Source organism: Citrobacter sp. C5_2 (assembly GCF_014596845.2).
GTDB classification, from domain to species: domain Bacteria; phylum Pseudomonadota; class Gammaproteobacteria; order Enterobacterales; family Enterobacteriaceae; genus Citrobacter; species Citrobacter werkmanii.
Window position 1 is genome coordinate 4,012,337 of record NZ_CP115032.1, and the last position, 26,495, is coordinate 4,038,831.

Consider the following 26,495-nt stretch of genomic DNA (forward strand, 5'->3'; position numbering starts at 1 on the left):
GACATCACAGGCCGCTGATTTACTAAAACAGAGGAAGTAATTATGTCAGCTAAAAATGAACTTGTCGAACTGATGAAAGCAAAAGGTCTTAACCAGACGCAGGTCGCCCGCGCCATTGGTAAGAGTTCGGCCGTAATCAGCCAGTATCTGAATAATAAATACGACGGCGATATTGCATCGCTGGAAAACGATATTCGTAGCTTTATCGATCGCCAGCATGAAAAAGAGCGCTCAGCGCGTATCAGCGTCAAATTTGTTGATACCCCAACAACACGCAAAGCCGTTGATGTTATACGCATGGCACACGTCGAAGGTGATATCAACGTGCTCTACGGCGAAGCCGGTCTGGGCAAGACGATGATTTGCAAAGCCTACGTCTCCAAATACCGGGATGCGTTGCTGATTGAGGCAGACCCTGGCTACACCGCACGGGTAGTCCTGGAAGAGCTCTGCAACCTGCTGGGGCTCAATACGCGCGGCAATATGCACGAACTCAGCGAGGCCTGCATCAACAAGCTGCGCGACTCCGGGCGCGTGCTGATTATTGATGAAGCCGAGAACCTCCCTCTGCGTGCGCTGGAGTCAATCCGTCGCATCCATGACAAAACGGGGATCGGCATCGTCCTGGTTGGTATGCCTCGCCTGATTCTGAACCTCAAGGGCAAACGCGGTGAGCTCGTACAGCTCTATAGCCGTGTCGGTTTCGCGCTCAACCTCGGGCATAGCCTGCCGGGTGCTGATATTGACGTCATCGCCAGCAGCGTTCTCCCGGATGGCCTGAATGAAGACCTGAGCAAAGCGCTGTTCAACGCGTCAAAAGGTAATGCCCGCCGACTGTTCAAGCTGCTGCGCGGTGCCGTCCGTACCAGTGCAATGAATGATGTTCCGGTCAGCGGTCATATCGTCAATCAGATAGCCGAAATGTTGATCCATTAATCCGGATTTAAGGAGGTTTTATGCTGACTTTAACATCAGATAACACGCTGGTTTCAGCGCTGTATCGTACCGAAGCTGTCGTCGTTTCCCTCCAGGCTCGTGGCGTGGAAGTGAAAGGCATCGTGGTTCGGGAAGGTCAGCCGGTTATTCGTATTCAGCGCCATTCGTTTTGCGAACACCTGCTGAAAACCGGCAAAGCCTGTTATATCGAGTTTGGGCAGGATAAATCAGGAAAATATAAACAAGGGGTATTTATTCAGGATGGCTGCAAAGTCGTCTGGTCAGAGTCCATTCATTAATAAGAGGGAGATATGGCGAAAATTATTATCAACATTAAGGACAGACCACGTGGCTTTGAAGTTGGCTGTCAGGTCGTTCCCGACGATGGCGACAGCGAGCTGGTCGGCGAAGTAGCCAGGAAAGTGGGTTCAGGCATTGCCGGTCATGTACTGATGAAGGTTAACGAAGTTGTTAAGAAAATCTCACGTAAATTTAAGGAGAAGAAATATGTCCACTGAATATCAACAATTTACTGATAAAGCCGTACCCGCTGGTTACTGGGTAGATGCCAAAGGTGCCTTAATCCCAGAGCACCTGATTAAGCCGATTGATAAAGAACGCGATCAGCTGGTTAAAGAACTGGTGTTTCATGCAAAAAAAGTGAATGAAATTCTCACTGAGTTTAAGAAACGTGGTTTTACCGATATCGCAGCGTTTGTTGATCTCTCTGCTAATGAATACGGTGTGAGTGTCGGCGGGAAAAAAGGCAATGTGACCCTTTACTCTTATGACGGGAGCTACAAAATCCAACGAGCCATGAGCGACAAAATGTCATTCGATGAGCGTATTCAGGCGGCTAAAGAGCTGATTGACGCCTGCCTTTCAGACTGGACAGAGAATGCCCGCCCTGAAATTCGGGCGTTGATTAATGACGCATTCCGCGTTGATAAGACGGGGTTTATCAGAGTTGCAGAGGTTTTGAAACTTCGGAAACTCGAAATTGATGACGAGCGCTGGCAGAAAGCGATGATTATCATTGGTGAGGCACTGCAACTGGTCGGAACATCATCGTATATCCGGGTCTATGAGCGTGTCGGTGACAGCGAGAAATACCGCCCGATTGCCCTCGATATCGCTGGCGTGGGGGTGTGATATGGCAGGAAAGATTAAAGAAAACTCAGCTCGTAACAACTACGGATGCTATGCCACCGGCGCGATTCGTGCCGAACGTAATGGCGAATATTCCAGGGCTGCTGAATTATGGGGTAAGGCGCTGATGTTTGCTCGTGACGCCTCTGGTCGGTTCTGGGCCTCGCGCCGACTGGAGTTCTGCGCGAACGCTGCAAATCGCGGCTGGGGAGTCCCCGATGAAAGCTAAAGAGTTTAATGCAACATATAAAGTTGGCTCGGCGTTTCATCATGCCTGTCCAGCTTTACGCGGTAGCCGAATGGTAAAAACGGTCGATATTGCCCGTGACTTTAATTGCGGGGTAATTGTTGAAATTAATCTGGAGCCCTATTTCGTCAAGATTAATACGTTAAAACCAGCAAGCTAATTTAAACATAAATTAATACATCTTCAAAAATGGCGTAAACCCGCAGGGGCTGGCTTACGCCTGAATTAAGGAGTCTGCAATGGAAAATAAAGAGAAATATCTCCAGCGTATTAAAAAACTGCTGGCAATGGCGCGTAATAACTCCAGCGCTGAAGAGGCAGCACTCGCGCTGAGACGCGCCCAGCGACTGATGGAAAACCACAAGCTGACTGAAGCCGATGCGGCGATGATGGATATCAACGAAGCATCCACTCAGAAAGCCCCATCACATGCTGAAAAGATGCCGGAATATATGGCCCTACTGGCTCACATGATAGCGCTGGCTTTCGGTGTGAAGTTCTACACCAGCCACGGTCATGAGCGCTGGGATGCTCCGGCAAAACGCACGATCACCTACTACGGGCCAGATGAACGTCCTCAGGTGGCAGCATATTCCTTCGAGGTTCTGGGCAAGCAGCTGTCGAAGGCCCGCCGTGAATACATTTCCACGCTGCGTAAAAATATCAAACCTGCAACCAAAGTGGCCCGTGCTGATACGTTCTGCTCCGCCTGGGTCAACGGTGCCTACGCAGTGATCAGTGACTTTACCGTAACTGAGGTGGAAGAGACGCTGATGGAAAGCTATCGCAATAAAAAACTGAGTCAGGGCATGAAGAAGCTGGAGCCACGTAAACCTGGTAAAGCCAGTGGCACTGATGATGCTGTTATTAAGGGCTATTGTGCCGGTAGCAAAGCGCAGCTTCATCATGCTGTCACACGTACTTCAGAGCTGTTGGCGATTGCGGGAGCTAAATCATGACCAAGCAACAGCGTAAGCCCGTGGTTTTCGTCGCCGGACCGATGACCGGTTATCACGATTTCAACCGGGCAGAGTTCAATGCTGAGGCCGGTGTACTTGAAGACAGAGGCTTCACCGTCCTGAATCCGGCTATCCTGCCCGATAACCTCGAACATCGGCAGTATCTAGCCATCACCATTTCCATGCTGGAGCAGGCTGATGCGGTATTCCTGCTTGATGGCTGGGAAAAAAGCGAAGGTGCGCTCCGGGAGTTCCGGCGAGCCCGTGAACTGGGTTTGATCTTTATGTTTCAGTCATGGGAAACGGCGCGCCTTGCCATTCTGCATAACCGAAATTCATTGCAGGAGGTGGCCTGTGAATAACGTCATTGGTTGCCAGTTCCTGGATAACGGTAACCGCCGGGTCTGGCATTTTCGCAATACCAGTCAGGTTGTTGAATATCCTGCGCTCCCGCAGCGCATTCGTTTTCAGTTTTTTGACGCTCGCAACCGGCGAATCCGCAATACCGCGCAGCAGGGTGAAATGAAGAAAGCTATTGAGCAGTACCGGAAAACCAGGGGGATCAAATGACTACAGGCATCGTATTGATAATGCTGGCTGCATACTTCCATCTCGGATGGTGCTGGGTCAGCGTGCTGCAACATTTATCAGGCGATAATCTGTCGCGTAAAAAATACTGGCTCATTCTGATTATCTGGCCACTCAGCATGATTGTCACTGATGCGACTCTTGATGATATCCAAAGGGGAGAATAATCATGATGCACCTGAAACCCCTTGGAGTGCCAGGAAAATGTCCTGCACACCTTAGAGCCTGGTCTGCCCTAGACGATAAATTTATTGTCGATAATTTTCCGCAGCTGACAGCAAAAGAGATGGCATCTCGTGTAAACCGAAGTGTGGAGGCTGTCAGGGTCAGAATCGTGCTTTTACGCAGCAGAGGTGAAATCAAATGCTACCGGTTCAGACCTTATACCAAAGATGAAAAGGCGTTCATTTACCTGCATAGCCAGGATATGACAGTAAATGAAATGGCTCATCATCTTGGCCGTACCACCTGGTCTCTGGAGGATTTTATCTACAGGCACAGAATTAGTTTTGCAAAATTTGGCGACCACCACCATTGCTGCCTTGTCTCGGATGAGGATGTAAGTCTCATCCGAGAGCTTCGTGACAGCGATCCTTTGCATCCTGTCCCATTCAGAGAGATTAGTGAGAAGTTCGGGATAAAGGTCGCTACTGCCAAACAAGCATATTATTACAGGCTGACCGCTGATTACAGAACGGCCCATGAATTATTGCCACGTTAACAACTTCAACAGAGAAATATATGACTATTAATATCGACAGCATCTGGGTCTTACTGGGGATAGCGGGAATTCTGGGGTTTGGTGGTTATCTGGGAGTGTACTGGGCGGTTCACTTAATTCTGGCCAGCAAAAAAATTGGGGCCTGGGTAGCAGACAAAATTATCTGGCCCTTGTACGTCAATACTAAGGCATGGGGACAAAAATGGACGAAATGACAGCGCGTGAACGAGCTCGCTTGCGTAAGCAGCGTTCCCGAGCAAGCCAGGCTAAAACATCCGGTTTAAACCGCTTTGAAATCATTATTAACGATCAGGAACTGGCCGCGCTTGAGCGTGGCCGTGTAAACCGTAACCCCGGACGTGAACCTTATAGCCGTAATGAATATATCGCACTATTGCTGCTTAATGATGCTCGTCAGTTACAACAGCAAGAAGAGAACACTCCTGCATGTAAAAAATGTGGTTCAAAACCGCCAGAGCATTGTGGTGGAGCTTTCAAGGGAGAGCATAATTGCTGGTTAACACTGAAATGTCTGAAGCTGAACTTAACCAGTGTGACTGGTCACAGCGAAAATAATAGCGAGGTGTGACCATGTTAATTAATAAGAAGGCGTTAATTGGGGCAATTAAAGCGGGTCAGAAATGGCTTCTTTGGGATGATACTACCTATCGCAGCACTATGCAGCGAATTACCGGAAAAACATCAAGTACGAAATGTACACTTGAGGAATTACAAAAACTACGCGAATATATGCATGAGCAGGGATTTCCACGAAAGAGAGCCAGGCAACATGGTCGTAAACCAAATGTTGCAAACCGCCGACAGGCTGTTCTTGGAAAAATTGAAGCCCTGCTGGCTGATGCTGGTCGTCCCTGGCAATACGCAGAATCAGTTTCGCAGCGCATGTTTCAGCAAAAGATTATCGAATGGCTGGATGATGGGCAATTAACGAAACTACTGCAGGCATTGATTATTGATGCCCGACGACGACAAAAAGGCAGTTAGTCATACTACTCATACATACAAAAGGCGGGATATCATTAACAGTGATTCCCGCTTTTTTGATCGGAGGTTCCATGGAACTCGAACAGGTTAAATCACTTCTGCCAGAAACGGTTCTGAACATTGCCGAACTTATCGGGTTCCCTGCTACTGTCGAACTGATTAAGGCGCTAGGTGGTACGACATTCCCTGTTGGAAAAGGTATCCGCTTTATGGGGGCAAGCCGCGCCCGTCTTCTTAAAGATACTGTAGGAGAAGACAACGCCAGTATTCTGGTGAAGCACTTCGGCGGTGAAACATTGTATCTTCCTCGTTGCGATCGTGCGTTACGTGAGCTGCGTAACCGGGCATTTCTCACTGAGTTTGAAGCTATGCGTGATACCGGAGTGCCGTCACCGCGAGCCATGACTGAACTTTGTCCTAAGTATGGTTTTAGTGACCGCTTTGCCTGGGGGTTACTTGCTAACCAGAAAAACATAATTTCAAATGAACAAGGAAAATTATTTTGAAAATCCAAAGGCTAATGGTGTCACTTTTTGTTTTTGTTGTAAGTGCCAATGCATATTCTCAGATGATACCAAACACAAAAAATGTTGATGTTTATAACAAACAGCTTAAAGAAACCATGAGGATATTTTCAGAAACACAGGGAACTTTAACAGAGGCAACCCCTGTTTTCGATATGTATAAAAAACTTGGTTATACCACTCCAGAAGTTATAGCCATCAGCAAGCGGTTTATTCAACTGCAAAATGACGCTACAAAGCTGTATGGAAAGGATTTGATATCGAACCCAACACCATTTAGCTCTTGCGCAATGCTACCATCTACCGCATATAGCATTTGGATGGCTAGATTAAATGCAAAAACAAATAATGATGTAGAGATGGTAAACTCATTGGGTCAATCATATATAAAATCTGGTAAAGAGTGTGTGAGTGCCATGAAAAACCCTCCACCCGATATGATTGAGGAAAGTGATGATTTGGAAATCATTGATGTCGATACACCATAGAAATCTACTGAACCCTTTCAACTTATTACCCAACTAACCCCATGAAATACTGACGCCATCCATAATTAACAGGATGGCGTCATGCTTTTAACTCAATCACAATTTCAGAAAGCAGCAGGCATTTCAGCCGTTGTCGCTGCCCGCTGGCTGGCACCTCTTTGTGCCGCTGCTAATGAATTCCAGATTAATACCCCAAAAAGGCTGGCGGCATTCATTGCTCAGGTCGGCCATGAAAGCGGCGGTTTTAACACTATTAGCGAGAATCTGTATTATTCCGACGCTGAGCGTGTTGCCCGAATCTTCCGAAGCGATTTTGATCTTAATAAAAACCGCATCATTGAACCCGCTGAAATCGAATTTGCACGTCGATATACCCGAAACCCAGAGAAAATGGCGAATTACGTTTATGCCAATCAGGGTGGGAATGGTAATGAGGCGTCTGGTGATGGCTGGCGTTATCGCGGTCGTGGACTGATTCAGATCACATTGCGAAATAATTACCGGGACTGTGGTAAAGGTCTGGGCCTTGATCTGCTTAATAACCCCGACCTGTTGCTGAATTTCAGTCAAGCGGCCCGAAGTGCGGCATGGTACTGGAAGACGAACGGCTGCAACGAGCTGGCCGACAGTGGTAGTTTTCTGGCTATCACCCGCCGTATTAACCCTCCTGCACAGGGACAAGCTGACCGTCAGGCACGGTATGACGTGGCTAAGGCCGTGTTATGCGTCTGATCTCCCTGGGTGACCTCATCACTAATCCCGGCTCTGGGCGGCTCTCCACTTCCGACACCATCGTACTGGGAGCCTTCCTGATCAGCTCCTTTGTGCTCGTCTGGGTCACGGTCACCCGTACTGAGATTGCGACTGAATTGTACTGGGCTTATCTGGGCGCGTGGGTTGCTCAGAGCCAGGCATCGAAGCACATGTCCATTAAACGAGCCAGAGAGGTGAATCATGTGGGCGATAACCCTGAAACTTCTCAAAAGTAACTGGAAATCACTTCTGCTGATCGTCGTTCTGTCGGGAGGTGGTGTATGGCTTGGAACGTGCATCACGCAATCGCAGCTGAGCGACCAGGCGCTGGCGTTCAGCCAGGAGAAATCGACGCTTATCAGCGGGTTTAACACGCAAAAATCACTGTGGGATCAGGAGCGTATTACTGCTGCGAACCAGTATGCGTCCGACCTGAAAGATGCGCTGGCGGCGCAACAGGAATGGCAGCGCAAAGCTGACGACCTGAGTCGTCAGCTCGTAGCACAGGAAGTGTCCCATCAGCGGGCAGTAAAAGACCTGAAAGAGAGGCTTAAAAATGCAATTAAAAGCGATGGCAATACTTATACCGGCATTGGTCCTGCCAGCCTGCAACTCTGGCGTGAAGCCCTCGGCTACCCCACAGCCAAAACAGTCCACGCTGGTCACCATCTGCCAGAAACCACCGGCAGCGCTGCTGGTGATACCGGAGATGCCATCAGCGCCGGTGGCGGACTCTCTCCCTCCGGGATAGTTGGTCATAGCGCGGAATATGGCAAATGGTGCCTGTCACTCCGCGACCGTCTGCAAGCTATTAACGATTATTACAGGTGAAAGGAGTGAACACGGTAATGACTCTCGACACGGCCTTCCAGATTGCTCTGGGACTGGCCGCACTCTTTGGCGGGATTTTTATTCGCCGCCTGAATCAGGATATTCACGACCTAGAAAAAGCCGTCGAACGTATCCGCGACGAGTATCAGCGCCGCGAAGATGCCCGGACGAACTACACAGCAATGATGGATGCGATGAAAGAGCTGCGAGCGGCCATTGAGCGCATCGATAACAAACTCGACAGGAAAGCCGACAAATGAAAGCCAGACAAAAGCGTCGTACCCGCCGTATCCATACGGTTCGGGACGAGCAGGAAACGTTAAACAGAATTTCAGCGCAACTGGATCGATTACAGATGCCAGTTAACCCAGATATCCTGGGTGGCATCAATGACAAGCTGGAACGTATTGACTCCCGTTTATCAGACATTAACGCCGATGCGACGCGGCATGGCGCAAAAGCCGGGGCAATTGCCGGTGGGCTTACAGGTGGTTTGATTACTGTCGCCATCCTGTTAATCCGCGCGAAACTGGAGTTGTAGTTATGGCGCATCCGCAGGAAACACGGGACAGACTGCGACGATCATACATCTTTAGTCAGATGTCACTGGAGATTGCGTCGGCTCAGGCGGGTATTGCCTTTGCTACCGCCCGACGCTGGAAGAAAGAAGCTCAGGATGCTGGTGATGACTGGGACAAACTCAGGGCAGCGCACATTATGGCAGGCAACGGTCTTGAGGATATTGGCCGCGCCATTCTTACCGGTCTGATGACGCAGTATCAGGTCACCCTGGAGCTGCTGACGACCGACACCAGTCTGGGGCCGGATAAGCGGGTGGAGTTGCTGGCCAGCCTGGCGGATGCCTTCAACAAGGCCGTGGCCGCGAACAAGAAGATTCTGCCGGAGGTTAGTCAACTGGCGGTGGCGCTGGATGTGATCCAGAAGCTGAGCCTCTTTGTATCTGAGCAATACCCACAGCATCTTGCTGCGTTCGTTGAAATTCTGGAGCCCTTCGGGGGCGAAATGGAGAAACATTATGGCACTTAGAGAAAGAAAGTCACCGGGTGAGGCACGGGCTGAATACATTGAAAAGATGAACAATGCCCTTGAGGCTGGTTTCTCTCCGGATGATTTTACCCAGAGAGAGTTTATCGAAGCTGTCCTGCTGGTGATGCAGTCGGTTTGTGGTCCTGCAGAAGTCGCAATGGTTATTCGAGGGACACAGATTCATCAGTAACGTGTTTCATCACTGATTTGAAGAACCAATCAAAAGTATGTTCATAAATCCCGATATCAGAATAGAGATGGGATTTTGACAGGTCACCAGCCTGAGTGAACCTTCGACATGTTTCAAGCTGGCTGGAGAATGTCGCTACTTTGTTACTGGACGTTAGTTCCGGGCAGTGATGCATCATCAGGTCTGCCGCAATTCTGGCGATTTGAATTTTCTGATCAACAGTCAATGTTGAGTGTTGGGGCATAAGTCCTCCGGTAACAGGAATAAAAAGGGTTTCATTATGGCTGATAAGTTGATTCGAGTTAACTCCCGCGTAAGCGTCATGGCGAGCCAGGTTGCCTACGTAGAGTTACCGGAATTCCGGGATGAAGTTAACGTCCACCTGCTTGACGGGCGTATCGAATGCCTTGAGTTCTCCATGCGTAATGAACGATGGGCCGCAAAAGACCGGTTTGAAAAGGCGGTTAATGACGCTTTAAATGGGGTTTAAGCCTGTGGTCAGTGGTAAGAAGCTTTCCAGTAAAGATTTCCTCGCCGAGCTCGCCGAGCTGGGGGCCAGCCTACGTCGGACCATCGAGGCCGAAGATGTTGGCTTTGATCCTAAACCCTCGGCGATTGAGGTTCGGCGTGCCTGCGTGGCTGACCCCTCCACGGGATTTGAGTATTTCGTACAGAACTACTTCCCGCATTATGTGCGCCATACAGCGAAAAGCGAGCTGCATAAATACCTTTATTCCCGTCTTCCGGAACTTATCCAGGCGACAACCGGGCAGAACGACGCCATCGCCGCACCCCGCGGCGAAGCAAAGTCCACCATCGTGAGCCAGCTGTTTGTTATCTGGTGCATCGTTCTGGCGCTCAAACATTACCCGGTCATCATTATGGACTCGATAGACCAGGCATACCCGATGCTGGAAGCTATCAAAGCTGAGCTGCAGTTCAACCCGCGTCTGCTGATGGACTTCCCGGAGGCTACGGGCGGCGGCCGCGTCTGGCAGGCAGGGACTATCCTCACGCGTAACGATATTAAGGTTCAGGTCGCCGGTAGTGGTAAAAAGCTGCGTGGTCTGCGCCATGGCCCATATCGTCCTGACCTTGCTGTACTCGATGATATTGAGAACGACGAACAGGTACGAAACCCCGAACAGCGCGACAAACTTGATAACTGGCTCAAGAAAACCGTTCTGCCGTTGGGGGGAGCCGGAGCCAAATTTGATGTCGTTTATATCGGCACCATTCTGCATCATGATTCGGTGCTATCCCGCACGCTGAAGAATCCACTGTGGAAACGAGCCCGCTTTAAAGCGCTCATCAGCTGGCCGCACAATATGGATTTGTGGGACCGCTGGGAAGAGACCCTTCGGAACAATGATGAAGATGGCGAGATGCTGGCACAGGCATTCTATCAGCAGCACCGGGCCGAAATGGATGCTGGTGCCGTTGTTTCGTGGGACGCCCGCCCGCTTTATACGCTGATGCTGATTCGTGCGCGTGATGGCCACGGCACTTTCGATGCCGAATACCAGAATGACCCGGTTAACGGCGAAGATGCTCCGTTCAATGGATGTATCAACTTCTGGGTGAACCGTCTGGCGGAATGGCGCTTTTATGGTGCCTGTGACCCGAGCCTGGGTAAGGCCGGTAACAGTCGTGACCCCTCCGCGCTGCTGGTTGGTGGCTTTAATCGCTTCACGGGTATTCTGGACGTTGTTGAAGCCCGCATCCGCAAGCGCGTACCCGACCGCATCATTTCCGATGTGATCGAGCTGCAGCGCGAGTACAACTGTCTCATCTGGGCGGTTGAGTCCGTTCAGTTCCAGGAGTTTCTGCGTACTGAACTGGTGAAACGCTCGGCCATGGCCGGGGTGCCGGTTCCGGCCCGCGCCGTCACCCCCAGTGCGGATAAATTGCTGCGTATCGAATCCCTGCAGCCGCATATGGCTAATGGCCTCATCCGCCTGCACCCCACCCAAACCACACTGATTGACCAGCTCCGGCACTTCCCGAAAGCAGACCATGATGACGGGCCTGATGCCTTGCACATGCTATGGGCGCTGGCAGTGTCTGGCGCGGGTAACTTTGATTTTAAACCGGCACCGCGCCGCAGCGGCGATCGGTTCGGCTCATCCGGAGGATGGTAATAAATGGTTCAAATCCTTGACCAGTATGGTCGCCCGCTCAACAAAGACGTGCTGAAAGCCCCTCAGACCGCACGCACCGTGCAGCTGAACCGGGACTGGCCGACGCATCCCTCACGCGGAATGACGATCGCCCGCTTGCCTCGTATCCTGGAGGCGGCTGAGCGCGGCGATATCTCCGCCCAGGCAGACCTCTTCGAAGATATGGTTGAGCGGGACGGCCATATTTTTTCTGAGATGGCCAAACGCAAGAATGCGTTGCTGACGCTGGACTGGAGTATCGAACCGCCGCCGAACGCCACCGCCGAAGAGAAGCAACTGGCGGCAATGGTGGCGAGCTGGTTTGCTGACCTGCAGGAAATGGAAGATATCACTCTCAATGCGGCCGAGGCGATTGGCCACGGTTTTTCCGCTCAGGAGATTGAGAAGTGGGAGCGAGACGGGAATCTGTGGTTGCCTACCCGAATCAAGTTACGCCCGCATCGCTGGTTCTGCACCACCCCGGATAAAGGTGATGAAATCCGGCTGAATAATGGGTCGATGGACGGCGAAGAACTGTGGCCGTTCGGCTGGCTGGTCCATACGCACAATGCTAAATCTGGCTATATAGCCCAGTCCGGCCTGTACCGCGTGCTGGTCTGGCCGTACCTCTTCAAAAACTACAGCGTACGTGACCTGGCCGAGTTCCTGGAGATATACGGTCTGCCCGCGCGTATCGGTACTTATATCGCCGGGGCCACGCAGGACGAGCAGGACAAGCTGATGGAGGCGCTTGTCACGCTTGGCCATAATGCCTCTGGTATTATTCCCGAAGGGGCCAAAATTGAGTTTAAGGAAGCGGCGAACGGCCAGTCTGATCCCTTTATGGCCATGATTAGCTGGGCTGAGCGCACTGAATCAAAAGTTATCCTCGGTGGCACGCTGACTTCCCAGGCGGACGGTAAGTCCTCAACCAACGCGCTGGGCGTTGTACACAATGAAGTCCGCCATGATCTGTTGACCGCTGATGCTCGCCAGATAGAGGGCTTTTATCGGGGTGTTATTCGCATGTTACTGGCGATTAACGGGTACGATGTCAGCCCACGCCGCCAGCCCCGACTGGTCTTTGATACCCGCGAGCTGGAAAATATCCAGGTCTTCGCCGAGGGCGTATCAAAGCTGGTTGGTGCGGGGATGAAGACTATCCCGGTCAGTTGGGTGCATAAAAAGATTGGTATCCCGGAACCGAAAGACAATGAAGCCGTGTTGACGCCTCCGGCCTCGCCGCTTTCGTTACAGGCACTGACGACTCAGGCAGCGGCTTCACCGTTCCGTCATTTTACTGCGCTGAGCAGTACCGGGGAGATTACTGACCCTGCACAGGAGGCGCTGGATAACTCCCTTCAGCCAGGTGCCGCCATTAACCTGGCGATGGAAAAGCTGATCACCCCATTAGTGGCTGCGCTGCAACAAGGCCAGACGCCTGATGAGGCGATGGACATTATCGCCGCCAGCTATCCACAGCTCGATGATTCGATGCTCCGGCAGCTGCTGCACCAGGCATTGTTCGTGAGTGAGGTCTGGGGGCGACTCAATGCCGAAAGCTGATGTTGATCTCGGGTATGCCATTGGTCTGAAGCCGGAAGAAGCCATCCGCTATTTTGAGTCTAAGGGCTACGTCATAGGCTTTAACTGGCACGATGTTGAAGCCCGCACCCATGCCACTGAATTCACGGTCGCAGGCGTTCTTAAGCAGGATATTCTGACCGATATTCACGGCGCTCTGCAGGCTCATCTGGAGAATGGCGGCACGCTGCGTGACTTCGAACGCCAGCTGACGCCAACCCTGATTCGTAAAGGCTGGCTGGCCGATAAAGCACGCTTAATCGCAGATGAGGATGGTGTGCTGGAGGGCAAGCAGCTGACACCACGCCGTCTGCGCACCATCTTCGAAACCAACATGCAGGCGGCGTATGGTGCCGGACGTTATGAAGAGCAGATGGCCAACGCGGAGTTTCGTCCTGTCTGGGAACGCGTGGCCGTCATGGATTTGCGAACCCGACCGCGACACGCGGCGCTGAACGGTTTTACCGCACGCTACGATGATCCGGTCTGGCAGTTCATGTATCCGCCCGATGGCTATCACTGCCGCTGCCGTATCCGGGCTCGTTCACTGGCCGAGGCTGAACGTCTTGGAATTGTGCTTAAATCCTGGGAACAGGATATCGTCACCGTCCAACAGGCGTGGGGGCCCAACGATACCCGAGAGGTTCAGGCACTGCGCTTTAACGGTGAGCTTTATACCCCGGATGCGGGCTTTGGTCACAATCCGGGTCAGGGCTGGCTGTCTTCTCTGGGACAGCGTCTGATGGACCAGTCCGTTACTGCGCCACCCAGAACGGCCGCGCTGGCCATCAGCGAAACGCTTTCCGACCCGGCTGTATTATCTTCCGTCAGCGACGATGTACGCCGATGGGTGGATGCCGTCAGCGTTCGGGGTAAAACCAGAGGTGATCTCAAGCGTGTAGGCGGGGTTTCGCCTGACTTGCTTAACCGCCTTGAAGAGCGCGGTATTCGCCAGCCGGTCACACTCAGTATCCACGAATCAGACGTCCGTCAGGCTCCGGGGCCGATGTGGTCAGAACTTCCTGCGCTGCTGGCCAGTGACGGGGATGTCTGGCTCGATGGTGATAATTTAGTGTGGACGATGGTCGCAGACCAGGGGACTCGCGCAGTCCGGGCTGTGCCTGTTGCAGACGGCTGGCGATTGGCGCTCGTCAATGGCGGCGATGTTATCCGTCCACAGGATATTGCTGATGATGCTGTATTACTGAGGCCGAAACCATGAGTTATACCATCACCTATGATATCGGCGACTTCGAACGTTCTCTGGGCGAGCTCATCAATAAGCTGGAGCAGCGTGAGCCGCTGATGCGGGAAATGGCAGCAGCGATGGCCGATGCGGTTGAAGAGAACTTTGCCCGCGAAGGCCGCCCGGAGTGGATGGGATGGAGTCCGGCATATGCCCGTAAACGTCATGGCGGAAAAATCCTGCAACGTTCTGGCAGGCTGGCCAAAAGTATTACGCAGTTCAGTACCAACGACGAAGCGGTTGTCGGTACTAACGTGAAATATGCCCGTATTCATCAGGAAGGCGGTGAAATCAGTATTGCCGCCAGGAGCCAGCGAGCCTATTACCGCCAGTATAAAAATGGTTCGGTTGGTAATCGGTTCGTGAAAAAGTCGCGGTCTAACTTCACCCAGTGGAATACCATTGGTGCATATAAAATTAAGATGCCCGCGCGACCGTTCCTGCACCTGACCGAGGATGACGTCAGCGGGATGGAAACAACCGCTGAAAGCTATCTCCAGCGTATTATTGATGGATAAGCGTAGCGGCGCTGTAAGCCACGCAGACGCGTTTATCGCAAATGTGGTAGAGTGATTCGCCTCATCCACTGTTAATCGTTTTTAAAAGGGGTTTAAAAAGCCCTGGCGATATCGTCGGGGGGCTCATTCGATTAACGGGGGAAGTGGTGGAAACCTTCAAGGCATTCCTGGATTATTTTACGGTGACGCAATGGGTCATCATTGGGATCAGCTTCAGGGTGTTTCTCTGGGTTCTCGATCGCCTGACCGACCGTTATTTCGAACGGCGATTCCAGAAGCGCCGCCAGTCTCTCCGGAAAGAGATGACAGAAAAGCCGAAAAGCCCGTCCCGCGATAACGCCCCCCACGTTTAATCACTGAACCCCTTCAACTTATTCCCTTTTTAGTGGTGCTGTACGCTCAGCGCCATGAAACTAACACTGATAGCCTCACTATCCCAGGAAATTAACACCGCTACTCCTGGTGTTATCCAGCTGTTTCCCGCTGGCGAATTCCGGGCACGCGATGGTCGTCCGACCGAGTGCGCTGCCTGGCTGATGACGCGTGAAATCGCCGAGCGGTTGATTGCCGTCGCCGATGCCCGCGAGACGCCGTATGTCCTGGACTATGAACATCAGACGCTACGCTCTGCCAAAAATGGTCTGCCCGCTCCCGCTGCGGCTTTTTTCAAAAAACTGGAGTGGCGCGAAGGTGAAGGCCTCTTTGCTGTCGATGTCGAGTGGACCACAGCCGCTGCCGACATGGTGGCCGCAAAAGCCTACCGCTTTATTTCCCCCGTATTTTCTTACGACAAAACCGGTCAGGTGCTGGAGATCCTTAATGCCGCGCTGACCAATACTCCGGCCGTTGATGGGATGGAGGAAGTGTTACTCGCTGCCGCCTCCATGATGGCCACCCACCTGACCACCGAGGGTTACACCGAAATGGATGAAGAATTCCTGAACGAGTTGCTGAGCAACCTGCGCTGGATGCTCAATCTTCCGACCGCATCAACGAAAGATGAAATCCTGGCCGAACTGAAGAAGATTATCTCGCTTCTGTCTAACGGGCAGGATGCTACAGCAGCGGCATCTGTCAGCCTGCTGGATATCCTGAACCAGAACGCGCAGAGCATCGCCGAACTGACCGCAAAAATCGACACCCCGGACCCGGCGAAATGGGTTTCCGTCCAGGTGATGCACGACACCGTTCAGCAGGCCGTTGCTCAGGCAGGCAGCACCAGTCTGGCCGCGCTGGCCACTCAGGAAGCGGAATCACTCATCACGGTAGCGTTAAGCGATGGTCGATTGTTTCCTGCACAACAGGAATGGGCGACGGCGCTGGCGAAGTCAGACCCGACAAGCCTGAAAGCGTACATCGAAAAAGCACCGAAGATTGCTGCGCTCACCACAACCCAGACCGGCGGCCAGCCTCCGGCAGGTGCTCCTGCCCGCAAGTCTGAACCTGCAGGTGATGATGCTATTGATCCGGCCATCTGTTCCATGATGGGCAATGACCCGGAAAACGTCGCGAAATATCTCAAATAAAGGAGAGAAAAATGGATCGTCATACCCCTTATCGCGACGGCCAGCTGTTTGCTGTCCCGGTTGCGGCAGCCACTGAGCTCTTTGGCGGCCACATTATTGCGGCCAACGCAGCGGGCTTTGCTGTCCCGGGCAGCGCCACGGTAGCCAATACCACCCTCGGCATCTGTGATGGCTGGGTGAATAACTCTGCCGGTGCAGCCGGTGATGCGAGCGTGCTGGTTCGTCGCGGAAAAGTCTGGTTCCTTGCCAACAGTACTGCTGACGCGGTCACGCAGACGCAGATTGGTAAGGATTGCTACGTGGTGGACAGCCAGACAGTGGCAAAAACCAGTGATACCAACGCCCGTCCGGTCGCCGGAAAGGTGCTGGGGCTTGAAAATGATGGCGTCTGGGTTCTGATTTAATAAGGAGAGAACCGTGTTAATTAACGTAAAAAATGTGCGTCAGATTTTCATTAATCTGAAAGCGACCTACCAGAATGCCTTTGATCAGACGCCGTCAGACTGGCAGAAGATTGCGATGGTGGTGCCGTCGACCGGGAAAGAGAACGACTACAGCTGGCTGAGCCGTTTCCCGAAAATGCGTGAGTGGATTGGCGACAAGGTTATTAAAGCGTTCGCCGCGTTCAACTACACCATTCGCAATAAAGACTGGGAAGCGACGGTTGAGGTTGAGCGTAACGATATCGAAGACGATCAGATTATGGGATATGCGCTGCAGGCGAAAGGTGCGGGACAGTCCGCTGCCGAGCTACCTGCCGATATTGTTTTCGCGCTCCTGAACAACGGTTTCACCAACCTTTGTTACGATGGTCAGCCCTTCTTTGATACCGACCACCTTTCCGGTGGCAAGTCGGTCTCTAACAAAGGCACGAAAAAGCTTGCTGTCACTTCTCTTGCCGCAGCAAAAGCAAGTTACGGCGCGGCACGAACTGCTATGCGCAGCCTGAAAGATGATGAAGGTGCGTCCCTGAAAATTCGCCCGACCATCCTGGTTGTGCCTCCGGCTCTTGAAGACGATGCCAACTATCTGATGACGGCTGACCGCTTCCCGGACAATACGCCAAACCCTTACAAGGGGACTGCTGAGGTTCTGGTTGTCCCGGAGCTGACGTCAGATACCGCCTGGTTCCTTCTGGATACGACCAAACCCGTGAAGCCCCTGATTTATCAGGAGCGTAAGAAACCGGTCTTTGTTGAACAGACCGACTACAACTCTGACAACGTGATGATGCGTAAGAAGTTTCTCTTCGGTGCTGAAGCCCGTGCAAACGGTGGCTATGGCTTCTGGCAGATGGCGTATGGCTCTACCGGGGAGGACGCATAATGCCGGTTCAAATCACTGCCCGTCGTGACGGTTTCCGCCGTCTCGGTATTGTCCATAGTGCCAGAACGGTCACTTATCCGGATGATCGTTTCACGAAATCTGAAATAGCCATCCTTAAAAATGATCCGAATCTCATCGTCGCTGAGGTGGCTGATATCGCAGACACCGCGCCAGTGGAGGAAAAACTGAAAGCTGCACTCAATGAAATTATTGAGCTTAAAGACAAACTGATCCATATCAATGCTGAAAAGTTTGAGCTTAAAAGCCAGCTTGACGCCTCTTTGACACAACTGGAAAGCGTTACTACTGAACGAGACCGGCTGTTGGCGGCACAGGTATCAACCGCGCCGTCTGAAGAGGCCAGCGCTGAGCCTGAAAAGTCGGAAAAGAAAAAGGGCTAATCCATGTACGCAAACCGGGATGACATGGTGAAGGCGTTTGGCGAGACGGAATGCGTCTCGCTGACTGACCGTAACTACACCGGTGCGATCGACGACTCTGTCCTGAATGGTGCGCTGGAACAGGCCAGCGCCGAAATCGACAGCTATCTCTGCGGTCGCTACCCGGTGCCATGGTCTGACGTACCCCGTGTACTGGCAGGCCGATGCTGTGATATTGCCCGCTACCTGCTCTGCGGCGCGGGCACTCAGATGACAGAAGAAATCCGGCTTCGTTACGAAGATGCCACCCGTTATCTGGAGCGTGTCGCTGACGGCAGAATCAGCCTGGGGCGTACCAGCGCCGGGGAAGTGGTTCGCAGTGGCACAGGTGCCCGTATGGTATCCGGCGGTCGCGTCTTCGGACGTGACCAGACCGGTGGTGGAGGTTTCTGATGATTATCACCGGCATCGAACAGGCCATCGTCACTCGTCTGAAACAGGGGCTTGGACGTATTGCCCGCGCGGTCAGCTCCTACGGTGGGGAGATGGATGGCGAACCTGAAGAAGTTATTCGCCAGTTACCGGGGGTGTGGGTGACGTTCGGCGGGGTCCAGAAGACTGAGCGGAGCAGTACCGCCCGTAATAAGTTTGTGACGCATGGCCGCTTTGTGGTCATCGTGGGCGACCGAAGCGTCCGCAGTGAAGAGGCTTCCCGCACAGGCGGCCCGACACCGGATGAAGTTGGGACATACCGTATGATTGCAGCCGTTCGTCGCCTGCTTTCCGGTCAGGATATGGCGGAGTCAGGGTTGAAAATTGATGCCCTGCAGCCAGGCCGCGTGCGCACTCTGTTTAATACCCGGCTGGAGAAAAATGCCTTCTCAGTATTCGCCTGTGAGTTTGACACCAAATGGATGGAGAACGCGCTGGAGAACGGACGGTATCCGCTGGTCGATGCACCTGATGACCATGACGACAGTCTCTTCCGTCCCTACCACGGCAAGACCAGCGAAGACGACCCGGAGTGGTTGCGTACCCGACTGATATATGACCTGAAGAACCCGGAGCAGCCTGATGCTGCAGAGGACATTGTAAACCATGAACCAGATGAAAGTTAAAGCCGCGACGGGGGTGAAAGTCCCGCGAGAAGAGAATGCCCGCCGTTACATCACCAGCGATGCCGATGTCACGGTGGAAGATTCTGCCTATTACCGCCGTCAGATTAGCGCCGGTGACCTGATTCTGGTTACCAGCGCTGACAATAAAAAGGCAGTTAAAACTGCTGATAAACCGGATGCTCAGGAGGTGAACAGTGTCCAGTCCTAATGTTGAGCTGTATGAAATCGGCTCCATTCGCAAGCCGGGTAAGTATTTTGAGTTTAATACCCGCCTGGCCGTGCGCACACTGCCTGGTAATGCTCAGACCGTCCTGATGGTGGTTCAGATGCTCGATACGGGGCTGGCTGAAGAGCTGACCATCGTTGATATCTTTTCTGATGAGCAGGCGGCAACTTATTTTGGTCGTGGCTCACTGGGTCATCAGATGGCCACCAGTGCCATTCAGTCGAATCCTTACCTGCAACTGCAGATGATTGGTATCAGCGATGCTTCGACCGCGACAGCGGCGAAAGGCACGGTCACCATCACCGGACCAGCATCGTCTAACGGCACGCTCAGCGTCAGCATTGGCGGAATCCGACTTGATGTGGGGATTACGTCTGCGGATACCGCTGCTGCGATTGCAGCCTCTCTCGTGGAGGTAATCACCCAGAAATCGGGCCTTCCGGTTATCGCTGCAGCGCAAGACGGTGTCGTCACGCTGACATCCCGTCATAAGGGAACAGTGGGAAACGATATTGCCATCAGTGCCAGCGTGACGGCAACAGGCGTCACAGCCACAGTGGTGAAGATGGCAGGCGGTAATGTTGACCCGGATATTGCGCCCGCGCTGGCAGCCGCTTTTGCCGCCGGTCATAACATCGTGGTATGCCCATATTCCACTCAGGACGCGCTGACGGTATTGCGTAATCATCTGGACAAGGTTAGCGGTCCGCTAGAACAACGTGGTGCGCTGGGGGTTGCTGGCTGGCGTAATTCACTTTCAACCGGCACCACGCTTGCGGCATCGCTGAACAGTGGGCGCATCACCATGGGCTGGCATAACGGTTCCGCAAGGATGCCTGCGCAGATTGCAGCAGCCTATGCAGCGGTAATCGCCAGCGAAGAAGATCCAGCCCGCCCATTGAACACGCTGGCCATGAGTGCACTTGATGTGACGCCGCTCGAAAGTCGCCCTGGTCGTACTGAGCAGGAGAATGCGCTCTATAACGGACTGACGCCGTTTGAGATTGGTCCCGGCGATACTGTTCAGATCGTACGAGCCATCAGTACGTACACCAAGAACGCTGAGGGAGTGGATGATGTGTCGCTGCTGGATATTACCACTATCCGAACACTGGACTACGTGCGCAAGGCCTGCCGTGAGCGTATCTCCTTGCGTTTCCCACGTGACAAGCTGAGCTCACGCACGCCACCGAAGGTGCAGAGCGAACTGCTCGATGTCCTCATCAAGCTCGAAGAGCTGGAGATTATCGAGGAGGTCGAAGCGAATAAGTCCTCGCTTATCGTTGAGCGTGATTCTCAGGATAGTAACCAACTCAATGCCCGTATCCCGGCAGACGTGGTGAACGGTCTGCATGTTTTCGCCGGTCGTATCGACCTGCTGCTGTAAAGGAGTAATGCACCATGGCACTTGAAGAATATGTTGGCGCGATCGTCATGGAAGTCGATGGCCAGGAGATTGAAGTTACAGACCTCAAGGAAGACGTCACCACCGGTCGTAAGTTGGTGAAAACCATGAACCGTACCGGTCGTGCTAAAGGTTTCTCCCGTGGTATTGAGGAAATCCAGCTGACCGTCTCTGTAGTTATCCCGGAATCCGGTGACCTGAACTGGGGTGGTATTGAGGGCGCGAAGGTGACCCAGTATCCGCTGAACAGCACCGGGAAACGTGTCTCGTACCTGGACTGCTTCACGACCCAGGTTGGTGCCCAGTACACCGTGGATAATGAAGCGAAGCGTGATATCACCATGAATGCGCTGCGCCGCGTGGAGGAATAATGGAAAAGCATTCTCTTTTATACGGCGTTAAAGCAGGTGATAAGGTGCATTACACCTATTCAGTGGGCCTGCCGGTCATCAAAGACACCATTGAAGCGCTGCGTCTGACGGACGAAGCCTGCGGTACTACGGAAGGTGCCGCCGCCAGTATGTACTATCGCGTAGCGGTGATGGCCCGCGCCCTTACGTCGCTGGGTGATTTGCCGAAGGAAGATATTACGGCCGAATTGCTGATGAATGAGCTCAATGATGATGATTTCGATCTCATTGATGCGCAGATTGAAGATGTTAAAAAAAAGCGGATGCTGCCGAGTCCAGACTTACCGGATTCCGAACCCTCATCCTAGCCCTCGGACGATACGGCATCACTGAACAGCAAATACATGGCATGACCCGTCCGGAACTGGACGGGTATATCGAGGCCATGGCTCGCCTGCATGGCAAGAAAGCTGGCCAGAACACCACCCGAACCACCCGCACTGTTAAGTCGCAACGCCGGAAAAAAAATAAAGGGAGATAACCCATGGCACGCAACCTTCAACTGGCACTCTCCCTCCTGGCTAAAGACGGTGCATCCAAAGTCCTGCGTCAGGCGATGCAGGACATTCTCAAGCAAACGAAAACCACACAGAAAGCGAGCGACGAGCAGGCGAAAAGCCAGCAGCAGAATACCAGCTCGGCCATTCGTGCATCTCGCAGCCTGCAGGATGAGTACCGTCGCGCCAGTTCCGCCCGCTCAACGCTTGGCATTCGGGCTGAGCGTGAGATTCAGCGCGAGATTCAGCAGACCATGGCGGCCTATAACCGACTGACCCGCAGTGGTGCACTATCGGCGCGTGAACAGTCTCGAGCTTTTCGGGGGATGTCGGAGCGTGTCAGAGAGTTGCGTACTGAGTTAAGTGGCGTCAGTAATACAATGACGCGTCTACGGAGCCTTAAACCTATTGCTTCCACTGTTGGGGCTGTCGCCGGAGGCGTTACAGCTGCAACAATGGTTCTGAAAGACCCCGTGCAACGGCAGATGGCTTTTGAAAGTCGTAATGCAGAAATTGCGAATACTGCATATAACGAACTGTCCTCATCGGAGCGTATTAAAAAAATCCCTGTCATTAATAATGCAATAAGGAATGCGGTACGCTATGGCGGCGGGACACCTGAATCAGCACAGGACACGCTCAACGCATTATTTGCAGGTGGCCTTGATGAAAAGACCTCCATGAAGATATTGCCTGATATCACGCGTTATGCCTCGGCTTCAGGGGCTAATCCGCAGGACCTGGCAAAAATTGGTATTGGCGCAATTAAAAACTTTGGTATTGATATGCGTGATTTGCCAGCGGTATACGATAAAACAATTCGCTCCGGGGAAAATGGTAAATATGAACTTGCAGATATGGCCGGTTCTTTGCCACTCACCTTAACAAAAGCGAATTCAGTTGGCATGTCTGGTCTAAAAGACTTAGACGTTATTTTAGCAATGTTACAAGCGAATGCCGAAACTGCTGGTGATAATAGTGCTGCATCAACTAATGTAAATAATCTCCTTGATAAGTATACTAGCTCAGATACACAAAACGTTCTAAAGAATAAAAGATTCAAAACAAAAGATGGCAGAACACTTGCTTATACGGATTATATGGCTGACCAAAGGTTACATGGGGTAAGCGCTGCAGATGCTTTCACAAATGCTGTATCAGGAATAGTATCTGCTGATAGTCGCGTGAAGAAATTACGTGTTGAGGCTCAAAAATATAAAGGTACTGACCGAGAGAAGGATATTCTCGCCGCGCTTGATTTGGTTATATCTTCAATTACGTCCAAAATTGTTGCCGATACTCAGGCAAGTACCGGGCTAAAAACAAGCATTATGAAAAAGGATTTTATAAACGAGCAAATTGCAGGAACGAAAAATGCAGTTGGTGCAGGTGCCGCATCTTTCGATGTAATGTCATCAACCAATGCTTATAAATCCCAGCAATTCGAATCTGAAAAAATGTTTGCTGAACAGGATTCAATGAAGCCTGTTGCCGATTTATATGCTGACCTTGCCTCGAAACTGACTGATTATGCGAAAGAGTATCCAGAGCTTACAACGGCAATTTCCGGTGCGACTACAGGTATAAAGGCGATGACGGCTGCAGCAATAGCTTTTGCGGGAATCAATTTCCTTACCAGCGGTGGCATTAAATTACCAGGCGGCGGTGCCGGTGGAAGTACCGGAGGCGTTCTTGGTCGTACGTGGGAAGCGATTAAAGGCAATGGTGGCAGTGTCGGTGGTAGGCTCCTTGGGAAAATACTGGCTCCATTAGCGCTCTATCAGGGGGCACAGGATGCCCCTCTGGTACATGTTGAGCGTGGTGATGCTGATGCCCGCGCTCGCCTCAAGGCTGATAATTACTCCAGCAGCGAAGCCAGAATGCTCGATGCCGTCAAGGCCAGGCCAGGACTGATGGATGCCGTTGACGAAATCAAATCGTGGTGGAGTTCCCCGACGACAATAGGCCAGACCAATCCGGCGACAACAGGGGTTCCTGCCTATCTGCTGCCGCAGCAGCAGAAGCAACAGCCGTTGGTTATCACTACCAAAGTGATGCTTGATGAGCGGGAAATCGCGCAGGCGGTTAACAACGTCAATGGCGAACAGGCGAATCGTGGTTCGACAGGAGGCCCGCAGTGAGCTGGGAGGATTCATTACAGGATGCATCGTTCCGTGGCGTGACCTTTGACGTTGTTAACACCCGTGACAGCGCCAGCCGCGATACGGCGGTCTACGAGTACCCTTATGTCGATGGCGGTGACGTTGACGACCTGGGGCGCAAACCGCGCAACCTGAGAATAACGTCGTTATTCTGGGGAGATGACTATGAAACCCGCCTGCAGTCGTTCCTTGCGGCGCTCGATAAGCGCGGTAACGCGGAGTTGATTCACCCCGTCTTCGGTTCAATGCCCTATATGCAATGCATCGAATACCAGGCATCGCACGAGGCTGAAAATGTGGATTACTGCGTTGTTGAGGTGGTTTTCCTGCAGGCGAAACCGGAAGTGCCTTTCTTTGGCAGCGATAATCCCCTCTCGCAGGCTGACATTATTTTCAACCAGGTGCAGTCCACTCTCGATATGGCACAGACCGCCATCGATAATGTGCTCGCTCCGCTGAGAACAGCCAAAAAATGGATGAAGCGTATCAAGGGGCTGGCGACCACCTCGCTGAATATGGTGACCGTTCTTAAAGGTGAACTGACTGGTTTTGTCAGCACGACAACTGACTTTATCAACTACCCCAAAGCCTATATGAACGATTTGCAGAGCGCTCTCAGCCTGACATCACTCTCGTCAAAATCTTCGGTGAGCAATAACCCAGGGTCTTATGCCAGCACGTCATCGGACGTCACTGGCGTGGCCGGGATCATAATGGCGGACTGGAAGAGCGGTAATACTTCATTGCAGGAAGTCGTAGCATTACCCGAGAAACTGATTACAGGGCAGACCACCTCGGCCGTGGCAACGCCTTCAGGTTCTTCAGTCAGCGATATAGCCGAGCTGGTAACCGCGACACGAATTCAGGTTGCGCTGCAGCTGGCGACTGATGCTTCCGATATTCTCAGCGATGAAAGCGTCATCACATTACTTTCACCGGATGATGTTGAACAGATCGCCGGTGATACCCGTAAAGCTATTCAACAGGCTATTGACCTGACCCGTGAACTGTTTGCAGACGACACTCAGGCTGTCAGCTCATCGGTCAGCGCGAGCGGTGTAACCTGGCAGCCTGTTGTTAATGGTCTGAAAGATATCGCGCTGGCCGTCCAGGAGCTGGGGACCACCGTCATCACTCAGCGACCACCGCTTACCACCAGAACGGTTGATGCCGACTGTAACCTGCATTTGCTTGCTCATCTCTGGTATGCAGACTACAGCCGCGCCAGCGAGCTGCTGCGCCTGAATCCGACGCTACGTAACCCCAATGCACTGAAAGCGGGAGATGTACTGAATGCCTACTCAAGATAAAAGCTCGCAGGACAAGGTGAGCCTGATTATTGATGGCAAAGTCCACAGTTCCTGGAGTCGTTATCAGATTGATTCTGATTTTCTGGTGCCCGCTGACGCCTGGAGTGTGACGATGGGGCTACCTGATGGCGTATTCCCGGCCTCAATTGCGCGGGGTGTGCCTGTGCTGGTTCGCGTAGGGGATGACGTAGTGATGTCCGGTCGTGTGGATACTATTCAGCGTCGCGTATCACGCCAACAGGTATCTCTGGGGATTTCTGGCCGCGATGGTTCTGCCGTCCTTGTTGACTGTGCATCTCCCGTATTCACCTCCCGGCAACTGAGCCTGGAAGAAGTTATCGCTCAGGTGGTCAGGCCACTCGGGATACGAAATATCCGTCTGCAGGCTGAGTCATCAATTCAGAGCGATAAAGTCAGCGTTGAGCCAGGGGAGCGAGCCTGGGATACCCTGGAGCGTGCCGCAGCCGCCAGAGGCCTCTGGCCATGGTTTGAGCCTGACGGCACGCTGGTTATCGGTGGCCCGGATTACACGGCCGACCCGGTGGCTACTCTTGTGCTTAACCGTGATGGACGTGGGAATAATATTCTCGACCTCAGCGATCGCTCATCTGTGAATGGCTCTTTTTCCGAACTGACCGTACTGGCTCAGGGACACGCTCAGGGTTCTAAGTCTTCCTCAGGGACTGAGATTATTGATGTTTACAGAGATGATGGTGACGACGACAGTGATAATGACCTGTTGACGACGGTTGGTTCCCCTGAGAGTGGTTTCCATGGTCTTCGCAGTGTCGTTCGTGACCCGAGTGTCTCCTTTTACAGACCTCAAATCATGGTTGTGGGTGATGCTGATAACCAGGCGCAGGTTGACTATCGGGCTAAAAAAGCCATGGCAGATGCCCGGCTCAGTGGTTATGAGTTAACCGCTGTAGTGAAAGGTCATCGCATGGAGAGCGGCAAGCTCTGGGCTCCAGGTCAGCGTATTCGTGTACGCAGCGAACCCCATGGTATAGACGATATTTTCTTTCTGATGGGCCGGGAATTTAGCGGTGGCCGCCCCGATAACACCGTCACCACGCTCAGGCTGAAAGAGGATGGTATCTGGATACCCGATGCTTATCCTAAAAAACGCAAACTGCGTAAAAGCCGCGCTAAGGTTAATAAAAAGCTGGAGATTATTGATGTGGAATAAA

Annotated in this window: 42 protein-coding genes; all 42 read left to right on the forward strand. The window is 52.4% G+C overall.

Annotated features, from left to right (window positions below; all coding sequences use genetic code 11):
* Window positions 1–42 precede the first annotated feature (42 nt).
* Window positions 43–936, forward strand: coding sequence for an AAA family ATPase (locus tag ICA20_RS19500; RefSeq protein ID WP_082327353.1), 894 nt, complete (start codon window positions 43–45; stop codon window positions 934–936).
* A gap of 20 nt (window positions 937–956) precedes the next feature.
* Complete coding sequence (locus ICA20_RS19505) at window positions 957–1,235, forward strand: hypothetical protein (RefSeq protein WP_063930227.1); 279 nt, start codon at window positions 957–959, stop codon at window positions 1,233–1,235.
* A gap of 12 nt (window positions 1,236–1,247) precedes the next feature.
* Window positions 1,248–1,454, forward strand: coding sequence for a hypothetical protein (locus ICA20_RS19510; RefSeq protein ID WP_063930226.1), 207 nt, complete (start codon window positions 1,248–1,250; stop codon window positions 1,452–1,454).
* Window positions 1,444–2,088, forward strand: coding sequence for a DUF3164 family protein (locus ICA20_RS19515; protein ID WP_149282236.1), 645 nt, complete (start codon window positions 1,444–1,446; stop codon window positions 2,086–2,088). Before ICA20_RS19510 ends, ICA20_RS19515 begins: the two co-directional genes overlap by 11 nt.
* Window position 2,089: 1 nt before the next feature.
* On the forward strand, window positions 2,090–2,314 hold the full coding sequence (locus ICA20_RS19520) for an ANR family transcriptional regulator (RefSeq protein ID WP_080244508.1): 225 nt from the start codon (window positions 2,090–2,092) through the stop codon (window positions 2,312–2,314).
* Window positions 2,304–2,492 (forward strand): hypothetical protein, encoded by a 189-nt coding sequence (locus ICA20_RS19525; RefSeq protein ID WP_080244510.1) that lies wholly within the window; start codon window positions 2,304–2,306, stop codon window positions 2,490–2,492. The genes ICA20_RS19520 and ICA20_RS19525 overlap by 11 nt, the downstream gene beginning before the upstream one ends.
* Window positions 2,493–2,571: 79 nt before the next feature.
* A complete protein-coding gene (locus tag ICA20_RS19530; protein WP_149282237.1) occupies window positions 2,572–3,291 on the forward strand; it encodes a DUF2786 domain-containing protein in 720 nt (239 codons plus the stop codon).
* Entirely contained in the window at window positions 3,288–3,653 is a 366-nt protein-coding gene (locus ICA20_RS19535; protein ID WP_149282238.1) for a DUF4406 domain-containing protein, read from the forward strand. Before ICA20_RS19530 ends, ICA20_RS19535 begins: the two co-directional genes overlap by 4 nt.
* Window positions 3,646–3,861 carry a hypothetical protein gene (locus ICA20_RS19540; protein ID WP_080244516.1) on the forward strand — a complete coding sequence of 72 codons (216 nt, stop codon included), beginning with the start codon at window positions 3,646–3,648 and terminating at the stop codon, window positions 3,859–3,861. The genes ICA20_RS19535 and ICA20_RS19540 overlap by 8 nt, the downstream gene beginning before the upstream one ends.
* Window positions 3,858–4,046 carry a hypothetical protein gene (locus ICA20_RS19545; RefSeq protein ID WP_080244518.1) on the forward strand — a complete coding sequence of 63 codons (189 nt, stop codon included), beginning with the start codon at window positions 3,858–3,860 and terminating at the stop codon, window positions 4,044–4,046. Before ICA20_RS19540 ends, ICA20_RS19545 begins: the two co-directional genes overlap by 4 nt.
* A gap of 2 nt (window positions 4,047–4,048) precedes the next feature.
* Window positions 4,049–4,600, forward strand: coding sequence for a hypothetical protein (locus tag ICA20_RS19550; protein WP_149282239.1), 552 nt, complete (start codon window positions 4,049–4,051; stop codon window positions 4,598–4,600).
* Window positions 4,601–4,620: 20 nt separating this feature from the next.
* Window positions 4,621–4,815 (forward strand): hypothetical protein, encoded by a 195-nt coding sequence (locus ICA20_RS19555; RefSeq protein WP_149282240.1) that lies wholly within the window; start codon window positions 4,621–4,623, stop codon window positions 4,813–4,815.
* Entirely contained in the window at window positions 4,803–5,189 is a 387-nt protein-coding gene (locus ICA20_RS19560) for a hypothetical protein (protein ID WP_074174354.1), read from the forward strand. The genes ICA20_RS19555 and ICA20_RS19560 overlap by 13 nt, the downstream gene beginning before the upstream one ends.
* A 2-nt stretch (window positions 5,190–5,191) precedes the next feature.
* Window positions 5,192–5,605, forward strand: coding sequence for a regulatory protein GemA (locus ICA20_RS19565; protein ID WP_080244528.1), 414 nt, complete (start codon window positions 5,192–5,194; stop codon window positions 5,603–5,605).
* Window positions 5,606–5,676: 71 nt separating this feature from the next.
* Window positions 5,677–6,111, forward strand: coding sequence for a Mor transcription activator family protein (locus ICA20_RS19570; RefSeq protein ID WP_080244530.1), 435 nt, complete (start codon window positions 5,677–5,679; stop codon window positions 6,109–6,111).
* The gene (locus tag ICA20_RS19575; RefSeq protein WP_232067041.1) at window positions 6,108–6,617 is read left to right on the forward strand and encodes a hypothetical protein; all 510 of its coding nucleotides are present in this window, start codon (window positions 6,108–6,110) and stop codon (window positions 6,615–6,617) included. Before ICA20_RS19570 ends, ICA20_RS19575 begins: the two co-directional genes overlap by 4 nt.
* A gap of 81 nt (window positions 6,618–6,698) precedes the next feature.
* Window positions 6,699–7,349 (forward strand): glycoside hydrolase family 19 protein, encoded by a 651-nt coding sequence (locus ICA20_RS19580; protein WP_149282241.1) that lies wholly within the window; start codon window positions 6,699–6,701, stop codon window positions 7,347–7,349.
* Window positions 7,340–7,606, forward strand: a complete 267-nt coding sequence (locus ICA20_RS19585) for a hypothetical protein (protein ID WP_082327338.1) — start codon at window positions 7,340–7,342, stop codon at window positions 7,604–7,606. Before ICA20_RS19580 ends, ICA20_RS19585 begins: the two co-directional genes overlap by 10 nt.
* Window positions 7,572–8,201, forward strand: coding sequence for a hypothetical protein (locus tag ICA20_RS19590; protein WP_149282242.1), 630 nt, complete (start codon window positions 7,572–7,574; stop codon window positions 8,199–8,201). The genes ICA20_RS19585 and ICA20_RS19590 overlap by 35 nt, the downstream gene beginning before the upstream one ends.
* Window positions 8,202–8,218: 17 nt before the next feature.
* On the forward strand, window positions 8,219–8,461 hold the full coding sequence (locus ICA20_RS19595; protein ID WP_003030364.1) for a hypothetical protein: 243 nt from the start codon (window positions 8,219–8,221) through the stop codon (window positions 8,459–8,461).
* Entirely contained in the window at window positions 8,458–8,742 is a 285-nt protein-coding gene (locus ICA20_RS19600; RefSeq protein WP_080244539.1) for a hypothetical protein, read from the forward strand. The genes ICA20_RS19595 and ICA20_RS19600 overlap by 4 nt, the downstream gene beginning before the upstream one ends.
* Window positions 8,743–8,744: 2 nt before the next feature.
* A complete protein-coding gene (locus ICA20_RS19605) occupies window positions 8,745–9,248 on the forward strand; it encodes a DUF1804 family protein (RefSeq protein ID WP_082327336.1) in 504 nt (167 codons plus the stop codon).
* On the forward strand, window positions 9,238–9,438 hold the full coding sequence (locus ICA20_RS19610) for a hypothetical protein (protein WP_082327335.1): 201 nt from the start codon (window positions 9,238–9,240) through the stop codon (window positions 9,436–9,438). Before ICA20_RS19605 ends, ICA20_RS19610 begins: the two co-directional genes overlap by 11 nt.
* Before the next feature lie 280 nt (window positions 9,439–9,718).
* Window positions 9,719–9,928 carry a hypothetical protein gene (locus tag ICA20_RS19615; protein ID WP_082327334.1) on the forward strand — a complete coding sequence of 70 codons (210 nt, stop codon included), beginning with the start codon at window positions 9,719–9,721 and terminating at the stop codon, window positions 9,926–9,928.
* Window positions 9,918–11,579 (forward strand): phage terminase large subunit, encoded by a 1,662-nt coding sequence (gene terL, locus ICA20_RS19620; RefSeq protein ID WP_149282243.1) that lies wholly within the window; start codon window positions 9,918–9,920, stop codon window positions 11,577–11,579. Before ICA20_RS19615 ends, terL begins: the two co-directional genes overlap by 11 nt.
* A gap of 3 nt (window positions 11,580–11,582) precedes the next feature.
* Window positions 11,583–13,163, forward strand: a complete 1,581-nt coding sequence (locus ICA20_RS19625; protein ID WP_016236570.1) for a DUF935 domain-containing protein — start codon at window positions 11,583–11,585, stop codon at window positions 13,161–13,163.
* A complete protein-coding gene (locus ICA20_RS19630; RefSeq protein WP_149282244.1) occupies window positions 13,150–14,403 on the forward strand; it encodes a phage minor head protein in 1,254 nt (417 codons plus the stop codon). The genes ICA20_RS19625 and ICA20_RS19630 overlap by 14 nt, the downstream gene beginning before the upstream one ends.
* On the forward strand, window positions 14,400–14,945 hold the full coding sequence (locus tag ICA20_RS19635) for a phage virion morphogenesis protein (protein ID WP_016236572.1): 546 nt from the start codon (window positions 14,400–14,402) through the stop codon (window positions 14,943–14,945). Before ICA20_RS19630 ends, ICA20_RS19635 begins: the two co-directional genes overlap by 4 nt.
* 146 nt (window positions 14,946–15,091) lie before the next feature.
* Window positions 15,092–15,298 carry a hypothetical protein gene (locus ICA20_RS19640; protein ID WP_149282245.1) on the forward strand — a complete coding sequence of 69 codons (207 nt, stop codon included), beginning with the start codon at window positions 15,092–15,094 and terminating at the stop codon, window positions 15,296–15,298.
* Window positions 15,299–15,352: 54 nt separating this feature from the next.
* The gene (locus tag ICA20_RS19645; RefSeq protein ID WP_082327330.1) at window positions 15,353–16,471 is read left to right on the forward strand and encodes a phage protease; all 1,119 of its coding nucleotides are present in this window, start codon (window positions 15,353–15,355) and stop codon (window positions 16,469–16,471) included.
* An 11-nt stretch (window positions 16,472–16,482) separates the two neighbouring features.
* The gene (locus tag ICA20_RS19650) at window positions 16,483–16,875 is read left to right on the forward strand and encodes a hypothetical protein (protein WP_082327329.1); all 393 of its coding nucleotides are present in this window, start codon (window positions 16,483–16,485) and stop codon (window positions 16,873–16,875) included.
* A gap of 13 nt (window positions 16,876–16,888) precedes the next feature.
* Window positions 16,889–17,797, forward strand: a complete 909-nt coding sequence (locus ICA20_RS19655; RefSeq protein WP_149282246.1) for a Mu-like prophage major head subunit gpT family protein — start codon at window positions 16,889–16,891, stop codon at window positions 17,795–17,797.
* Window positions 17,797–18,198 (forward strand): HI1506-related protein, encoded by a 402-nt coding sequence (locus tag ICA20_RS19660; RefSeq protein ID WP_149282247.1) that lies wholly within the window; start codon window positions 17,797–17,799, stop codon window positions 18,196–18,198. Before ICA20_RS19655 ends, ICA20_RS19660 begins: the two co-directional genes overlap by 1 nt.
* 3 nt (window positions 18,199–18,201) lie before the next feature.
* Window positions 18,202–18,630, forward strand: coding sequence for a phage protein Gp36 family protein (locus tag ICA20_RS19665; RefSeq protein ID WP_149282248.1), 429 nt, complete (start codon window positions 18,202–18,204; stop codon window positions 18,628–18,630).
* Window positions 18,630–19,295 (forward strand): DUF1834 family protein, encoded by a 666-nt coding sequence (locus tag ICA20_RS19670; RefSeq protein WP_149282249.1) that lies wholly within the window; start codon window positions 18,630–18,632, stop codon window positions 19,293–19,295. The genes ICA20_RS19665 and ICA20_RS19670 overlap by 1 nt, the downstream gene beginning before the upstream one ends.
* Window positions 19,276–19,503 carry a hypothetical protein gene (locus ICA20_RS19675; RefSeq protein WP_188048326.1) on the forward strand — a complete coding sequence of 76 codons (228 nt, stop codon included), beginning with the start codon at window positions 19,276–19,278 and terminating at the stop codon, window positions 19,501–19,503. Before ICA20_RS19670 ends, ICA20_RS19675 begins: the two co-directional genes overlap by 20 nt.
* Window positions 19,490–20,908 carry a phage tail sheath C-terminal domain-containing protein gene (locus tag ICA20_RS19680; protein ID WP_149282250.1) on the forward strand — a complete coding sequence of 473 codons (1,419 nt, stop codon included), beginning with the start codon at window positions 19,490–19,492 and terminating at the stop codon, window positions 20,906–20,908. The genes ICA20_RS19675 and ICA20_RS19680 overlap by 14 nt, the downstream gene beginning before the upstream one ends.
* Before the next feature lie 14 nt (window positions 20,909–20,922).
* Window positions 20,923–21,297 (forward strand): phage tail protein, encoded by a 375-nt coding sequence (locus ICA20_RS19685; protein WP_080244565.1) that lies wholly within the window; start codon window positions 20,923–20,925, stop codon window positions 21,295–21,297.
* Window positions 21,297–21,644 carry a hypothetical protein gene (locus ICA20_RS19690; protein WP_082327323.1) on the forward strand — a complete coding sequence of 116 codons (348 nt, stop codon included), beginning with the start codon at window positions 21,297–21,299 and terminating at the stop codon, window positions 21,642–21,644. Before ICA20_RS19685 ends, ICA20_RS19690 begins: the two co-directional genes overlap by 1 nt.
* Before the next feature lie 176 nt (window positions 21,645–21,820).
* Window positions 21,821–23,974, forward strand: a complete 2,154-nt coding sequence (locus tag ICA20_RS19695; RefSeq protein WP_149282251.1) for a phage tail tape measure protein — start codon at window positions 21,821–21,823, stop codon at window positions 23,972–23,974.
* Window positions 23,971–25,305 carry a DNA circularization N-terminal domain-containing protein gene (locus ICA20_RS19700; protein ID WP_149282252.1) on the forward strand — a complete coding sequence of 445 codons (1,335 nt, stop codon included), beginning with the start codon at window positions 23,971–23,973 and terminating at the stop codon, window positions 25,303–25,305. Before ICA20_RS19695 ends, ICA20_RS19700 begins: the two co-directional genes overlap by 4 nt.
* Window positions 25,289–26,494, forward strand: a complete 1,206-nt coding sequence (locus ICA20_RS19705) for a phage baseplate assembly protein (RefSeq protein WP_149282253.1) — start codon at window positions 25,289–25,291, stop codon at window positions 26,492–26,494. Before ICA20_RS19700 ends, ICA20_RS19705 begins: the two co-directional genes overlap by 17 nt.
* Window position 26,495 lies beyond the last annotated feature (1 nt).